Source organism: Acidobacteriota bacterium, from assembly GCA_003225175.1.
Lineage (GTDB): Bacteria > Acidobacteriota > Terriglobia > Terriglobales > Acidobacteriaceae > Gp1-AA112.
On the sequence record QIBA01000058.1, the window covers coordinates 62,076 to 78,263 of the forward strand.

Here is a 16,188-nt window from a genome sequence, read left to right on the forward strand (position 1 = left end):
TTGTGCCGATGGCGATTGGGCGAGGCTTTTTCCCGCGCGAAGGGCCACGGCGGGACGACGCTGCTCAGGGACCGAAGCGGCGCCCCGACATACGCAACGGTAGATTGCTGGGAATCAATGGATGCCATGGAGCGCTTCAAGCAGCAGTTCGGTAAGGAATACGCGGACCTAGACGCAGTCTGTGAGAAGCTGACGGAGAGCGAAGGGCACTTGGTATCTTTAGCGTATGCGAGTGATCTGCACAGCTTCTCGGCGGGCACACCGTTCTCGGAGTTCTCCGAGTGTGCCCCTGACTTGCAAAGAGGGATGAGCGCCCAGCGAGCTTCAGTTCTTCTCCGCATTTTCGGCTGTAGCCTCGTCCGATGAAGACTCTTCTTATTCGCCTCGCGGTGCACTCCGAACGAATGGAACTTGAACACCTGCAACTGCGTGCATCGCTTGGGAATGCGGGCGACCGCGATGCTTTACTCGCTCATCCTGATGCGATTGAATTACCGACTGAACAAATCGTTAAAGGTAGAGTGTTCGTTTCGGAATGGCAAGGCACGATAGTCGGATTTGCGGCAGTCGAACCTAGGACAGACGGCGACAGTGAACTAGACGCTCTGTTTGTTGATCCCCATATGCAACGTCTTGGAATTGGACGAGCGTTGGTTGAGCACTGCGCCGAGTTCGCTCGCAGACAGGGCTCTGTTGCGCTACACGTTATCGGCAATCCGCATGCGGAGAGTTTTTATGCCGAATGTGGATTCAAGATGATCGGAACAGCGGAAACCCGCTTCGGGCAAGGACTGCTGATGCGGAAGGCTGTTTAATGGCGACAGTCGCTGCTTTTTCGAATGCGTTTTCTGGGGAACACACTAGGGAATAACCTCGCCTAAATCTGCCTACTTATGCCCACGAAATTGCTTGGGAAACCGGTGAAACCATTGATTTATGGGTTGCTGATCGTAAATCAGTAGGTTTAAGGTTCGATTCCTTCCGCGCTCACCAAATCCTTTGTTCTTAGCGGATGATCACGTTTGAGGGCGTTTTTGTGGTCAAACACTTGTTACCTAGTTGTTCCTAATTAGCTGCCATTTCAAAGGCCCTTCTCTTTTGGTCAATGACATGCGACCGCCGCAGAGGCTTGGCTCTTCTATTTTAGGTTGAAGGTTCACAGGTGTGGAGCTGGGAGCCAGCCCACACCTACGACGCAATTTCCGACCCGTTGTCATTCGTCGCCCTTGAGTTTCGTTCGTGTGCAGACGTACAGATCGTATGCTCCCGAACCGTCCGATCTCACGGTTTGAAAATAAAGAGCCGTACCGTCAAAAGAGAGTGCCGGGCCGGCATCGGCGGCTGTCGAGTTGATCGGAGCACCCAAATTCACAGGTGTAGACCATTGATCGCTGGTGCTGGCGCGCGTTGAAACCCACAGGTCAGGCCCGCCAAGAGTTCCCGGGCGGTTCGAGGCGATGTACATCTCGAGCCCGTCGCGACTTATGGCAGGTTGTCGATCCATGAAGGTAGTGCTGAGCTCTGCAACTATGGCGGCCGCACCGAACGTGCCATCAGACTGCAACAGGCTGGCGTAAATATCGTTTCCGTTGTCGTTCCCATCGTCGGTATACGGGCCGTAAAGGGGCCCGGCCGGGCGGTTGGAGTCAAAATAAAGCGTCGTGACTCCTGTGGCATCATCCTCAAAAATCTGCGGGCTTGATTCGTTTGAGCCGGTATTGACGCCGCTGCCGAGGTTTTCCGGTGCCTTCCAGCCGAAGTCGTCACGTTTGTTGTGGCGTCTAGAGACATAGATGTCGCTGCCGCCGAATCCTCCCGGCCTGGCACTGGCGAAGTACATAGTATGGCCATCAACCGAAAGCGCCGGTGCCGTGTCGTCATAGAGGGTGTTGATTTCCGGTCCTAAATTCTGAGCTGGTTCCCACGGATCGCTCACGTTAGCGCGCTGCGAGACAAAAATGTCCTTGCCGCCGTAACCGGGACGGCAGCCCGGAAAAGCCCTTGGAAGACAAGTCTGGGAAGAAAAGTAAAGGCTCAGCCCATCTTTGGAGATGTAGGCGAAGAAATCGCCCGTGGGCGAATTCACTGGTCCGAGATTGACTGGTGCCGACCAACTGGAGAACCGCTGGCCATAAGCTGATGCCAAAAGCGAACTTATCAGCGCACAAAGCGTAAGCATTTTCTTAATCTGCATGTCGCACCTCCACTGGCGGACCGCTTAGATTTGGAGTTCGGTGGTCAGCGTGCCTGCTGCTCGCGGTACTTACAAGCCTCAACGAGCTTCACGGACGCAATGACGCGCTTTGATACCCGCAGGATTGTCTTGTTCCTGGCTGCCGACGAGGCTAAAATGCGCCCCGTTCAACTAAAACCTAATGGCATCTCCAACACAGGCCGATCAGACGCCAGTAAACAGTCCCGATCGCCTCGATTCGTGGAAGGAAATCGCTGCCTACGTCAGTCGAAGTGTTCCCACCGTGCAGCGCTGGGAGAAGAACGCGCACCTGCCCATCCACAGGCACGCGCATGAGAAACAGGGCTCGGTGTACGCCTATAAGTCGGAGCTGGATCGCTGGTATCACGAGAGCGGCGCACCATCGGCACAATTGGTCGTGTCGCTGCCGCGAAATATCTTGAAGACATTCCAAAAGGCACTGTCAGTTTTAGCAATTCATTGGCGCACATTTGCCACTTCGGCCGCGGTTCTCAGCCTGCTTCTGGCAGCGCTCGCTTTGTGGATGAGCCGAGCCGCCAAAGTGCGCTGGGCACAACAGACCCTGCCGCAAATCGAGCAACTAGGCAATTCTGATTCGCCGTATTTTGCGAGCGGAGACGACTCGCTATTCCGTGCGTATCAGCTCGCGGAAGTCGCTGAACAATACATACCCCGCAACTCGCGGCTTGAAAAATTGCGCGCCGCGATCTCCCATCGCGTCGATATCACGACCGATCCGCCTGGCGCTGATCTCTATATGAGCAGCTACTCCGGCCGGGAAAATATCTATGGGGGCCGATCGCCTCTGCTTCAAGCGCGTGTTCCTCGTGGATTTGTGCAGTGGCGCGCGCAAAAGCAGGGTTATGAAACTGCCGAAGCAATACTGGGGCAGGAGAGCAATGCGATTCATCTCGTGCTGGATCGGGCGGAAAGTTCTCCAGCAAATATGGTGCGGGTCGCTGGTGGAAAATTTGAATTGGAACTAACGCACATGGGGTCGCAGCCATCTTTCGAGCTCGACGATTATTGGATCGATAAGTATGAAGTTTCGAATCGTGAATTCAAGAAGTTTGTGGATGCAGGCGGCTATTTAGATCGCAAGTACTGGAAATACCCGTTTATAAAAGATGGCCATCAGCTCTCGTTCTCGGCGGCCATGAAATTGTTCGTAGATCGCACTGGACGCCAAGCTCCGGCGACGTGGGAAGCGGGTGATTTCCCGGAGGATAAAGGCGACTATCCCGTGACGGGCGTGAGTTGGTACGAGGCTGCGGCTTATGCCGAATTCACAGGAAAAAGTCTGCCGACGATTTTTCACTGGGTTCGTGCGGCTGGAATTTTTGCCACCGCGGCAATTTCGCCCTTGAGTAACTTTTCGGGCAAGAGTCTTGCTGCAAGGGGGCAGTACCGCGCATTCAGCGCGGTTGGAGCATACGACATGGCAGGCAATGCCAAAGAGTGGTGCATTAACGCAACCGGCAAAGATCGTTTCATTCTGGGTGGAGCCTGGAATGAGCCTGCTTACATGTTTTCTGAGCCCGACGGACAGCCTCCATTCACAAGGAGAGACGACTTTGGTTTCCGTCTTGTGAAGTATGACGCAGACGCGAGCACCTCGCTTAAGCGCCCCGTCGATTATCCACGACGCGACTTCAACACCGAAAAACCGGTCTCACACGCGGAATTCAACCTAATCCGGGGTTTTTACGCGTACGACAAAACACCCCTTCATTCTGTAGTCGAGAGAGTCGATGATTCTGATGAGCACTGGCGCAAGGAGAAAGTCAGCTTTGATGCCGCATACGGGAGTGAGCGCATCACCGCATTTCTATTCCTTCCTCGGCACGTCGAAGTTCCTTACCAGACGGTCGTCTATTTTCCCGGCTCTAGCGTAATCGAGAACGCGTCAAGCGCCGATATAGAGCCGGGACTCGGCGGTGCGGTGGTAAAAGGCGGGAGAGCGTTCGTCATTCCCGTTTACAAAAGTACCTACGAACGAAAAGACGCTCTCAATACGGATTACCCCGCGGAAACGATCTTTTATCGGGAGCACGTGTTGGACTGGTACAAGGACCTGGCGAGGACTCTCGATTATCTTGAGACGCGCTCTGACCTGGACTCTTCGCGAACTGCGTATTACGGATTCAGTTGGGGAGCTCGACTGGGCCCACTCTTCCTGGCCGTCGAACCCCGCCTCAAGGCGGCTGTACTGGTCAGCGGCGGTCTGAAATTTGCGCGAGCCTTGCCGGAGGCGGACCCGTTCAACTTTGTTTCGCACGTGAGAGTTCCGGTATTGATGGTCAATGGGAGATACGATTACTTCTTTCCGCTGGAAACTTCACAACAGCCGCTGCTTCGACTCCTTGGGACACCTACACAGAATAAGCGCCACGTCGTCCTGGATTGCGGCCACGCGCCGCCGAGTGTCCCGCTTGCCAAGGAGGTGCTCCCGTGGCTCGACCGGTATTTAGGCTCGGTTAAAAAGCTTCCGGAGCCGACCCGATAATCGTGTTTGTTACAACCTGCTAGTTGGGTCAGGAGTCGCGCGCTTACGCGAGCCGGTGCACATCAGCGACAAGAACGAGCCTGAGCTCTTGGACGCTCGCCTCGGACCTGGCGCGGGTATTCGTTTTTCCGGAATTAGTGCGCGAAGCTTCTGCTGCTGCGGCCTCACGTGCTCGATTGCGGCGGGGCGCAACCCGAAGGGGACCGACGGAAGAAATCCGGCCCGGAGACGTGGTTTGGTTCTCGCCGGATGAAAAGCATGCAAGGTGCCTCACCAACGACAGCCATGACTCACATAGCCATTCAGGAGCCTCAATGGAAAAGTGGTGGACTGGATGGAACACGTGACCGATCAGCAGTACCGTAAGTGACTCGGACTCGCACAATGATTGAGAACCCGCAACGAATAGCATTGGTGACCGGCGCTAATCGCGGCATCGGATTCGAGGTCTGCCGGCAACTGCTCAGCAAAGGTTTTATCGTCCTGCTCACAGCACGAGACGCCGCAAAGGCGAGAACTGCTGCAGCGAAGCTCGGTGACATCGGTACAGTCGAGCCTCTTTCCCTGGATGTAGCAGATGCGCCGAGCATCCAGAAATCGGCAGCCGAAGTAACTAGCCGGTATGGCTACCTCGACGTGCTCGTGAACAACGCCGGAATCAACTACGACACGTGGCAGACGGCTGAGAACGCAGACATCAACGGCACGGTAATGGAGACAATCACAACGAACCTGTTAGGACCCTGGCGGATGTGTCAGGCATTCATACCATTGCTGCGGAAGAGCCGGGCGGCGCGGATCGTCAACGTGTCGTCAGAGTCTGGATCGCTGGCGCACATGAGTGCTGGACCGCCTGCATATCAGGTCACCAAAGCCGCCATGAATGCGCTGACGCGCACGCTAGCTGGTGAACTGGGTGAGGCCGGCATTCTCGTAAACTCGGTTTGTCCAGGTTGGGTTGCAACTGATATGGGTGGCGCTGGCGCCCCTCGCTCTGTTAGCGAAGGCGCGGCGGGCATTGTATGGGCAGCGACCCTGCCCGATCATGGGCCCACTGGCGGGTTCTTCCGGGATGGCAAACCACTGCCGTGGTGACACTGACGTGTAGCTGGTTTGATTGATAAGATTAGCTGCCGCACGAGGTGAGTATGTTGCGTCCGATAAGAATCATCCCGTTCGCAATTCTCTTCTTGGTTACATCTTTTGCGGGAATAGCAGCTCGCAAGCAAGAGAACACCGCAAGAGCGCACTCCACCAGAGCTGAAGGTCTGACGGCATGGCAGCAGATTTATTCTGTGATGTCGCATCCACGCTGCATCAACTGTCACACCGCCGGCAATTATCCGCAGCAAGGCGATGACCGCCATCGCCACCTCTTTAATGTAGTGCGCGGCCCAGAGGGCAAAGGTGTTCCCGCACTGCAATGTGCGACTTGTCATCAATCGTCCAATGCAGACAGCACGGGCATGCCAGGCGCGGAAGGCTGGCATCTGGCGCCACTTTCCATGCGATGGCAAGACGCGACTGACAAGATCCTGCCGAGTTCCGCAGTTTGCAACACGGTCACGGACCGCGCGAAGAACGGCGGACTGGATGGCGCAGCTTTGATAAAGCATCATCAGACTGAATTGGTGAAATGGGCGTGGCAGCCGGGCTTGCGCAATGACGGCAGTGCGCGTTCGGTTCCGCCGATCAACTACGAACAATTCATGACGGCCACCCGGAATTGGGTACAGGCAGGAATGCCTTGCCCGCAGTAAGCACGAGGTAGCAAATGGAAACATTCAAGCTCACCGTCAATGGTCAGGAAAAGGAAGTGACTGCCGATCCCGGAACCCCACTGCTTTGGGCATTGCGCGAGGATTTGAAAATGACAGGCACGAAGTACGGCTGCGGCATCGCGGCCTGCGGCGCCTGTACCGTGCATCTTGGCGGTGTGCCGGCGCGGTCCTGTGTTGTGCCCGTTTCTCTCGTCGGAAACCGTCCCATCGTCACTATCGAGGCAATGGCCGACGATCCCATTGGCCGCGTGGTGCAGGACGCCTGGATATCAGAGGATGTCGTCCAGTGTGGCTACTGCCAGAGTGGTCAGATCATGAGCGCAGTGGCTTTGCTGAAGAACGCACCCAAGCCGACTGACAAAGACATTGAGGAATCACTGGGCGGAAACCTGTGCCGCTGCGGAACGTATCTGCGCATACGGCAGGCGATCAAAACGGCTGCGCGACAACTGACCTAGGAGGTCCACAATGTCATCCGCAACCCTTTTCAAGACTGATCCAAGTCTCACTCGGCGGACCTTTCTGCGCGTCTCGACCACAGCGGCAGGCGGCCTGCTGGTCTCGCTGTATTTCGATCTTCCTCTCGGCGCGCAGCAACCAGAAAAGCCCAAAGCCGGACAGGAAGGCCAAGGACCGAAACCGGAACCCAAAGTGTATCCGCCGGAAGCGTTCGTGCACATCCGTCCTGACGGCAAGATTGTGATCCAAGTCAATCGGCTGGAATTCGGGCAGGGTGTGCAGACCGCACTGCCCATGCTGCTGGCTGATGAGATGGATGCTGACTGGTCGCAGGTGATTGCCGAGCTTGCTCCTGCGGCCGATGTCTATCGCGACCCGCTGTTTGGCATCCAGATGGTGGGCGGTTCCGGTTCGATTGCGCACTCCTTCCAGCAGTATCGTGAGCTCGGCGCCAAAACGCGCGCCATGCTGATCGCTGCCGCGGCTGCGCAGTGGAACGTAACGCCCGCGCAGTGCCGCGCCGAATCCAGCATCGTGTATGGACCAAATGGCCAGTCGGCAAAATACGCCGAGCTGGCGGACGCCGCAGCCCATCTGCCTGTACCTGAAAATGTTCAGCTCAAGAAGGAGAGCGATCTTCGGCTCGCGAACAAGAATGTGCGTCGTCTTGATAGCCGCGCAAAGTGCAATGGCTCACAGAAGTTTGGGCTCGACCTGGATCTTCCCGAAATGAAGGTCGCGCTGGTGGCGCATCCTCCGGTGTTCGGAGCGAAGGTCAAAAACTTCGATGCCAATGCAGCGCGAGCAATTTCCGGCGTGCAAGAAGTTTTTGAGATTCCACTCGTTCGTGGAACTGGAGTCGCGGTCGTGGCAGACCGATTCTGGACAGCAAAGCAAGCCCGCGACCGCCTGCGAGCTGAATGGGACACTACCAGCGTCGAGCGTCCCGACACAACGCAACTGTTCGCCAAATATCGCGAGTTGGCGCGAACGCCCGGCAATGTCGCGATTGCGCGTGGCGATGCCAAGGCGATGGATAGCATTTCACCCGCGAATCGGATCCTTGCTGACTACGAATTTCCATATCTGGCGCACACGCCGATGGAGCCCTTGAACACCACCGTTCGATTCGATGGTGATCGCGCCGAGGTTTGGGCCGGCTCGCAATTTCAGACAGTCGATCAAATGGCGATTGCCGAAGTGCTTGGCCTGAAGCCACAACAAGTGACGTTTCACACCGAGATGGCAGGCGGCGGGTTCGGCCGGCGTGCTACTCCCGACTCGCACGTTCAGCGTGAAGCTGCGACGATTGCGAAGCGTTTGCGCGGCACTCCGGTCAAATTGATCTGGACGCGCGAAGACGATGTGCAGGGCGGCTACTATCGCCCGATGTATGTCCATCGAATCGAGATCGGCATGGGCGCTGATGGAATGCCGGCGGCGTGGCGGCATGTGATTGTCGGACAGTCAATCGTCGCGGGAACACCCTTCGCGCCAATGATGGTGAAGAACGGCGTGGATTCCACCGCCGTCGAAGGCACTGCCGATACGCACTATGCCATCGCAAACTTCCAGGTTTCTGCGCACCATCCCGCGGTGAATGTTCCGGTGCTGTGGTGGCGGTCGGTAGGGCACACGCACACTGCGTTCGTGATGGAAACTCTGATTGATGAACTGGCGAGGCGCGCCAAAGCCGATCCCATCGCATACCGGCTGAAGCTGCTCTCGCCAGATGCGAAGAAGCTCCGAGGCTGTTTGGCTCTTCTCGAAGAAAAAACTGTCTCCTGGCGCAACAGCGTTGACCGCAACCATGCGGTCGGAATTGCCTGCCATGAGAGCTTCGAGACCGGCGTAGCCTGCGCTGTTGAAGTCTCAATAGAAGACAAGCGACCGAGAATTCATCGCGCGACGATCGCCGTCGATCTTGGATTCGCTGTGAATCCACTCACCATCGAGAGCCAGATGCAGGGTGGAGTGACGTTTGGCATAACGCAGGTGATGCCTGGGGGAGCCATCACGCTGAAGGATGGACGGGTGGAACAACGCAACTGGGATGGCTACACACCGCCGTATATGAAGGATGCTCCGGTCGTGGCGGAGGTCCACATCGTGCCCAGTTCCGAAAAGCCTTCTGGTTGCGGCGAACCGCCGGTCCCCGTGATCGCGCCAGCGATTGTCAACGCGCTGTCGCGGCTCACAGGCAAGCGCTATCGCACCCTTCCTCTAACTGAGATCTGAGCATCGCAACAAAAATTCCCGGGTAACACACTGGGAACGACTCGCCTGTTTCGGATTTTCCCCAAATTGGAATTCAACTCCCAGGAGTCGCCTACACATCGCTGCCCACACTCCGAAAACCCGGAGGGTAGGGCACTCGCTTGTGGGTTCATTACGGGAATGCAAAGGCAAGGCACCCGGCACTCATCCTTAGAGTTATTGTTGCCAGCCTCCGCCTAAGCCCTTGTAGAGCTGGACCAGCGACAGTAGCTCGTTGAGTTGAGCTTGTACCAAGCCCAGCTGGGCCGCGAAATAGTTTGTGTCGTTGGTGAGCACTTCCAGATAACTGGTCGCGCCACCTGTGTACCGCAAATGCGAGAGACGAGTCGCGTCCTGCACCGAGTCCACGAGCAACTTTTGCTGCTCGCGAAATTCCTGAGTCTTGCGATATGCAATCAGCGAGTCGGAGACGTCGCGAAAAGCGCCCTGAACGGTCTGCTGATAGAAAAGCAAGCTCTCCTGCTGGCGGGCTTCGGCGAAGCGAACGTTTGATCGCAGTCTACCCCCAGTGAAGATTGGCTGTGCCAGCGTTGAACCAAAGCTCCAGAATCCGGCGGGACTAGTGAATAGGTTGGTCAGTGCCGAGCTTTGGTATCCCGAGCTTGCGGTAAGAGAGATCTGCGGGAAGTATGCGGCTCTCGCCACACCGATTTGAGCGTTGAACGCGATCAACTGCTGTTCGGCCTGATGGATGTCCGGCCGCCGCTCCAGCAAAGAGGAAGGAAGGCCCGCAGGAACGGTGGGAGGATGGTACTGTTCCGTCAACTGCTTGCCGCGTGATACCGGAGCCGGATTGTTTCCCAAAAGGATACTGATGAAGTTCTCTTCCTGCTCAATCTGCTGCTCCAGCAACGGAACCTCTGAGGCTGCAGTGAAGACCAGTTGCTCGGCTTGACGTACGTCGAGCATGGAGGTTGCACCCCCCTGGGCCAGCAGGTTGGTTAATCTAAGGGAATCCTGACGCGATGCGAGCGTGCGCCGGGAAATATCGAGCTGGAGGTCGAGCGCGCGTAACTGAAAATAAGCGCCTGTAAGATTCGCAATCAGCTCAGTAATGATCTCGCGCTGCGCCCATTCGGTAGCAAGAAGGCTTGCCCGCGCTGATTCCGTCGCACGGCGGAATTTTCCCCAAAAATCCAACTCCCAGTCGAAGGCCAGTCCAACGCGGTTCGTGTTTGTGTCGATTGCAGGAAATATCCCCTGCCGGGAATTGCGTAGATTTAAGGCTGCCGCCTCGCCGGAGACTGTGGGAAACTGATCGGCACGCGTGATGCCGAGGAGTGCTTGAGCCTGAAGAACGCGACTTGCGGCACGGCGGACATCGTAATTCTGTTGAAGCGCGGTCTTGATGAGTTCCTTCAGTTGATCGTCCTGGAATACGTCCCACCATTTCTCGTCCGCCAGAGATTTGGCGTCAGTCTTGCCCGCTTCGTCCGGAGTCAATCCGCGATAGACGGTTGGCGTATTGATCGCCGGCTTCTTGTAGTTCGGACCGACAGCACACCCCGAAATGAAGATCACGAGCAGCAGCGGAAAAACAGGGCCTTTCATGTTAATCATCTCCTGCTCGCGCGGCTCGCATCTCAACCACATCAGCCGGTTCTTTCGTCTTGGATCGGGAAACCAGGTAGAACATCGCGGGGATGAAGAAAATCCCAATCGCACTCGCCGCGAGCATTCCGCCGATGACCGTCGTTCCCATGATCTGCCGAGCCACCGACCCTGCTCCGGTCGCCGTCCACAAAGGGATGCATCCGAAGATGAAGGCCAGGGAGGTCATAAGGATTGGCCGCAGCCGCAGTCGGGCTCCTTCCAGGGCCGCATCGACCAGGGGCTTACCCTTATCGTGCTCGTCCTTGGCGAATTCAACGATCAGAATGGCATTCTTGGCGGCAAGGCCGATCAACATGACCAATCCAATTTGGGAATAAACATCGCTTTCGATTTGCACCATGTAGGGCGGGTAGAAGGCACTGATCAGCATGCGTCGGAGCCAGAGAACCACAAACGCTCCGAATACCGCGACTGGCGTACTGAGCAGGACGCTAAACGGCAACGTCCAGCTTTCATAGAGCGCCGCAAGGATCAGAAACACGAAGAGAAGTGATAGTCCGAAGATTACCCCCGGCGAGACACCCTGCTGCGCCTTCTTCTCCTGGAATGAGATGCCCAGATAGTCGTATCCCATTTCGGCAGGCATCGTCTGGGAAAACACTTGCTCTAAGGCTGCCATCGCCTGGTTGGAACTGTAACCTGGCGCCGCGCTGCCGTTGATTTGCGCGCAGCGAAAGAGGTTATAGCGCATGGTGAATTCGGGTCCAGGCCGCGCTTCAAACCTGGTGATTGCAGAGAGCGGCACCATAGTTCCGTTTCGGTTTTTGACGTAGAACTGCCCCACGTTCTCCGCGTTGGTACGGTAATCGCCCTCCGCCTCGATATAGACCTGCCACTGTCGTCCAAAGCGATTGAAGTAATTGATGAACAGGCCACCCATGAAAGCCTGAACTGTTCGGTAAACGTCGTTGATGGCGACACCCTGCTTGATTACCTTGTCGCGATCTACGTCGATGAATTGCTGCGGAACGCTGCCCAGAAAAGTAGTATTCACACTTCCAATCTCCGGACGCTTCCGTGCTGCGGCCAGGAATGTGTTCAGGTTGGACGCGAGGAATTGCACGTCCTTGCCGGCACGATCCTCAAGAACAAATGTGAATCCGCCCGAAGTGCCAACACCCGGAATGGCAGGCGGAGAGAAGTCGAAGGCAATTCCTTCCGGGATTTGGCTGAGCTGGCGATTCAGGCGTGCCTTGATCACCTGGAACTGCTCTTCCCGGCTCTTCCGATCGTCCCACTGCTTCAGCGTGACCCAGAAGAATGCGTTGTAAGTAGAACGCGTGAAGCTGAGCAGACTGAAACCAACAACGCTCGTGGTCGACTCCACGCCCGGAGTATTTGCCAGGATGCTCTCAATCTTTCGTGCCACTCGTTCCGTACGCTCAGTTGAGGCTGCGCTGGGCAGTTGCAGGTTGACGTATAGATATCCCTGGTCTTCGTCGGGAAGGAAGCTGGAAGGCACTTTGTGACTGAAAAATGCAGCGGCTGCTGCAAAAGCTCCAAGCATCACCAGAGCGACGGCAGATTTGCGAATGAGGGCGCCACAAACTTTAACGTAGCCATTCGTGGCTCTTTCAAATGTGCGATTGAACCAATCAAAGAACCTTCTCAACAGGCCGCGGCTTTTTTCTCTGGGCCGGAGCAGCAGCGCAGCCAATGCCGGACTGAGGCTGAGGGCGTTGAACGCGGAGATCAGCACTGAGATGGCAATCGTGATCGCGAACTGCTGATACAGCCTTCCCGTGATCCCCGGAATGAAGGCCGTAGGTATGAAGACCGCCGATAACACCAGCGCAATTCCCACTACAGGACCGGAGATCTCTTCCATTGCTCTCAGGGAAGCGTCTTTCGGTGACATGCCGTCTTCGATGTGGCGCTCTACGGCTTCCACGACCACGATCGCATCATCCACCACCAGGCCGATCGCCAACACCAGACCAAACAGCGAGAGCGTGTTGATCGAAAATCCAAATAGCGGAAAGAAGACAAATGTGCCCACCAGGGAGACCGGCACAGCCAGCAGCGGAATAAGCGTGGCTCGCCATCCTTGTAGAAAGAGAAAAACGACAAGGATTACCAGCGCAATCGCGATGACCAGAGTGAGGATGATCTCCTTGATTCCCTGGACCACCGATCGCGTCGTATCGAGCGCGATGGCAAAATCCATATCCTGGGGAAAACGGGTTTTCAGGTCGGCGATCAACTTCTTGACGCCGTTTGCAGCGTCGACGGCGTTCGATCCGGGAAGTTGATAGACCGCAACTATGGCACTCGGATGTCCATTCAACCGCCCAGCCACCGTGTAGTCCTGCGCTCCAAGCTCGATCCGGGCTACGTCTTTTACGCGCACCACGCCACCGTCCGGCGATTCGCGCACCACAATCTGCCCGAATTCTTCCGGAGAAGTCAGTCGTCCCTGTGCGCGAACCGCATAGGCGAACTGCTGTCCTGAAGGGATAGGCTCTCCCCCAACTTTCCCAGCAGGGTTGACTGTGTTTTGCGTTTGAACCGCATTCACAATCTCCGGGACGGTGATCGCCAGTTTGGCAAGCTGATCCGGCTTCACCCACATACGCATCGCGTATTGGCCCGCGCCAAAAACCTGGACCTGCCCAATTCCCGGCGAGCGCGTAATCGGATCGACAAGGTTGATGTATGCGTAGTTAGCGAGAAACTTCGCATCGTATGTGCCGTGGGGCGAGTTCACCGATATCAGCATTAGAGGTGCCGTTACCGATTTGCGCACAGTGATTCCGTAGTTGGTAACGTCGGTCGGGAGCTGTGATGCAGCCTGTGTTTCCCTGGATTGGGCAAGAATCAGGTCGTTGTTCGGATCGGTCTTTACGTCAAAGTTCACTATCAACGTAGTCTGTGAGTTCCCGGTCGCATTCAACGAATACATGTAGTTCATGTTGTCCACTCCGCTCATCTGCTGCTCGATAGGAGTGGCAACCGCTTGCTCGAGAGTCTCCGCGTCTGCGCCTACGTAAGTGGCTAGTATCTGAATTTCGGGAGGGGCGATATTGGGAAACTGCGCGATCGGAAGGCCGATAATTGTCACCGCGCCCACAATGACCGTAACGATGGCGATGACCATCGCAACGATTGGACGATTAATGAAGAACTTCGACATGACTACCTGCCTTCCGCGGGGGCTGTCGCAGGCACCACTTTCACCGGGACTCCCTCTCTGGCTCGCTGGACACCCTCTGTCACAACCCGCTCGCCAGGTTTGAGGCCGTCTTCAACAATCCACAGGTCCCCAGTACGCTCTCCAACCTTCACTGACCTAATGCTGACCGTGTTGTCCGCTCCGACGACGGCCACTTGATATAAGCCTTGAAGCTCGGTTACAGCCTTCTGCGGTACCAGCAGGGCACCTGGCCTGATGTAGCTGACGAAGCGGACGCGGCCATACTGCCCGGGACGAAGGACGTTATCCGGATTGGGAAACAGGCCAGCTAGCCGAATCGCTCCCGTCTGTACGTCGACCTGACGATCGACGGCGAAGAACCTTCCCTTTTGGGGATAAGTAAATCCGTCGGCAGTGATCAGCTCCAATTCGAGTTTCTTTTGTGTCCGCTCGCGCGCGGCTGCAGTGGGGTTGCGCTGAACAAAGGCGAGGTATTGCTGCTCATTCACAATGAAGTAGGCCTTGATGGGATCGAGCTGGGAAACAGTTGTGAGAAGAGTCTGCGGCCCGACCAGATTCCCTACCTGTCCGGTCGCAATTCCAGCAACGCCGTCAATGAGAGAGCGAACGTTCGTGAACTCCAGGTTGAGTGATGCCTGCTCAATGGCCGCTTTATCCGCCTGCACGGTCGCTTTAGCTGCTAAGTTCGCCTGGATGTCATTGTCGAGTTGACTCTGTGCAATAGCCTTTTCACGTGCGAGGGGAGTATCGCGCTGCACATCCAACTGTGTCTTTCCAAGCTGGGCCTCGGCTTGCGCAAGCTGCGCCTTAGCTTGGTCAAGCACTGCCTGGAATGGCCTCGGATCGATGTTGAACAGCACTTCATTCTTGCGAACCAAAGCACCTTCCCGGTAGTTCTGTTTGATGAGATAACCGGAAACTTGCGGCTGAATTTGCGCATTTACGTAGCCATCTAATGTTGCAATGTACTCGTGGTAGATCGGGACGTCGCGTTGAGCGACTTCAGCGACCTGGACAGGGGCGGGTGGCGCGGGCGCTGCGGAAACGCTCTTCGTTCCGCACCCTGTCGGCAATAGCAGAACGCAAGCAAAGAAAGCGAACATACACCATCCCGTGCAGTACTTCCCGCGCACGCTCTGGCGCCACCCCCACCTTTCGGAAGTTCCCAGCATCGTTAACGGCCTGGTCGAGTGGTTTAAACAATGAGCTTGACCCTGCATAAACTTCTCCTTGGTCTTTCTGGCTCTTTAGATCAGAGCGCCACCCGGATTCGGACACGCCGCCCGGAGACGCAATCGATATCGGGACGTATTCTCAGCCGGGTAGGCCGATCATTCTATTCCGCGGGACGGACGCGCGACATTAATCTGTGTAACGCATTCTGCCCGAATCTGAGTACAGGCGCCGCCGGGGGAAAAGCAGCAATCAGCAATCAGCAATTAGTTAAGGCAACGACAAGGCAGGAAAGACAGCAATCCTTTTTTTGGGTTCGGCACGCTTATGGCGTCTCCGACGGCAGCAACAAAACTCTGGCGATGGGGATCTGTGTACGCGAGTACGGCCGTTATGTGCATGTGAATAATCGATCTGGCAGGAGCCAACTTACGCCAGAGTTCCTGCAACTGAGTGCTACATTGGGCGAACGTCCAATGAGCTATGCGTAATGTCCTTCTGCTGCGTCTGACAGCTGCCCTTGCGTTGCTTCTGTACGCGCTTGCTACCCAGGCCGATACCCGACAACAGATCGAATCGCGTTTTCAGAAGAAGTTGTTCTTCATTCGCGGATTTTACCGTGATAACCAGCTCGTTTTGCCTCCGGATAAATCCGGGGCTCCCACCTGAAACCTTGAATGCGGGAGCCCACGTTCTTGGTTTTTGGGTGGGAGCCCACGCATTCATGCGTGGGAGAGGCTTTCAAGGGCATTAAATACCTTGACTAACCAATGCCCTGTTGGATAAATTCATACCCACAATCATTGTGCCGTGTGGCAGAGTCGGGCAGAACTGCTTCCCGAATTGGTGATACGCCAGCTATAGTAGGCATCTCCAACTCAAGCAGTCAGTCTTGCGAATTCAGGGCAAACGGCGAATTTCAGGAATGTTTAGGCGTCTCCGTATCTGTATCTATTGGTGGTCAAGCGGAGTCTATGCAATCCCAAAGACGAGGGGCTTCAGAAATCAC

Annotated in this window: 12 protein-coding genes and 1 pseudogene; 9 read left to right on the forward strand and 4 right to left on the reverse strand. The window is 56.1% G+C overall.

Annotation, left to right across the window (positions count from 1 at the left end; all coding sequences use genetic code 11):
• The first annotated feature begins 15 nt into the window (after positions 1–15).
• Entirely contained in the window at positions 16–366 is a 351-nt protein-coding gene (locus DMG62_17405) for a hypothetical protein (GenBank protein ID PYY21701.1), read from the forward strand.
• On the forward strand, positions 363–815 hold the full coding sequence (locus DMG62_17410) for a GNAT family N-acetyltransferase (protein ID PYY21702.1): 453 nt from the start codon (positions 363–365) through the stop codon (positions 813–815). Before DMG62_17405 ends, DMG62_17410 begins: the two co-directional genes overlap by 4 nt.
• A 398-nt stretch (positions 816–1,213) precedes the next feature.
• Here DMG62_17410 and DMG62_17415 read toward each other — a convergent pair whose 3' ends face one another.
• Positions 1,214–2,194, reverse strand: a complete 981-nt coding sequence (locus tag DMG62_17415) for a hypothetical protein (GenBank protein ID PYY21703.1) — start codon at positions 2,192–2,194, stop codon at positions 1,214–1,216.
• A gap of 181 nt (positions 2,195–2,375) precedes the next feature.
• Here DMG62_17415 and DMG62_17420 point away from each other — a divergent pair, with 181 nt between their 5' ends.
• From DMG62_17420 to DMG62_17445, 6 genes and pseudogenes are all read left to right on the forward strand, one after another.
• Positions 2,376–4,721, forward strand: coding sequence for a hypothetical protein (locus tag DMG62_17420; protein PYY21704.1), 2,346 nt, complete (start codon positions 2,376–2,378; stop codon positions 4,719–4,721).
• Between the two features lie 212 nt (positions 4,722–4,933).
• Positions 4,934–5,091 (forward strand): annotated as a pseudogene (locus DMG62_17425) (cupin domain-containing protein).
• Between the two features lie 14 nt (positions 5,092–5,105).
• Positions 5,106–5,816 (forward strand): short-chain dehydrogenase, encoded by a 711-nt coding sequence (locus DMG62_17430; protein PYY21705.1) that lies wholly within the window; start codon positions 5,106–5,108, stop codon positions 5,814–5,816.
• A 53-nt stretch (positions 5,817–5,869) separates the two neighbouring features.
• On the forward strand, positions 5,870–6,481 hold the full coding sequence (locus tag DMG62_17435) for a hypothetical protein (protein PYY21706.1): 612 nt from the start codon (positions 5,870–5,872) through the stop codon (positions 6,479–6,481).
• Positions 6,482–6,495: 14 nt separating this feature from the next.
• Complete coding sequence (locus DMG62_17440; GenBank protein ID PYY21707.1) at positions 6,496–6,960, forward strand: (2Fe-2S)-binding protein; 465 nt, start codon at positions 6,496–6,498, stop codon at positions 6,958–6,960.
• Positions 6,961–6,970: 10 nt separating this feature from the next.
• Positions 6,971–9,199 (forward strand): carbon monoxide dehydrogenase, encoded by a 2,229-nt coding sequence (locus DMG62_17445; GenBank protein PYY21708.1) that lies wholly within the window; start codon positions 6,971–6,973, stop codon positions 9,197–9,199.
• Between the two features lie 195 nt (positions 9,200–9,394).
• Here the strand turns inward: DMG62_17445 and DMG62_17450 are convergent, their stop codons facing one another.
• Genes DMG62_17450 through DMG62_17460 form a run of 3 tightly spaced genes read right to left on the reverse strand, consistent with a single transcriptional unit; the run spans position 9,395 to position 15,109 of the window.
• Complete coding sequence (locus tag DMG62_17450) at positions 9,395–10,789, reverse strand: transporter (GenBank protein ID PYY21709.1); 1,395 nt, start codon at positions 10,787–10,789, stop codon at positions 9,395–9,397.
• 1 nt (position 10,790) lies between these two features.
• Positions 10,791–13,985 carry a hydrophobe/amphiphile efflux-1 family RND transporter gene (locus DMG62_17455; GenBank protein ID PYY21710.1) on the reverse strand — a complete coding sequence of 1,065 codons (3,195 nt, stop codon included), beginning with the start codon at positions 13,983–13,985 and terminating at the stop codon, positions 10,791–10,793.
• 2 nt (positions 13,986–13,987) lie between these two features.
• Entirely contained in the window at positions 13,988–15,109 is a 1,122-nt protein-coding gene (locus DMG62_17460; protein ID PYY21711.1) for an efflux transporter periplasmic adaptor subunit, read from the reverse strand.
• 553 nt (positions 15,110–15,662) lie between these two features.
• Between DMG62_17460 and DMG62_17465 the strand changes: the two genes are divergently transcribed.
• The gene (locus DMG62_17465) at positions 15,663–15,848 is read left to right on the forward strand and encodes a hypothetical protein (protein ID PYY21712.1); all 186 of its coding nucleotides are present in this window, start codon (positions 15,663–15,665) and stop codon (positions 15,846–15,848) included.
• Positions 15,849–16,188: the final 340 nt, after the last annotated feature.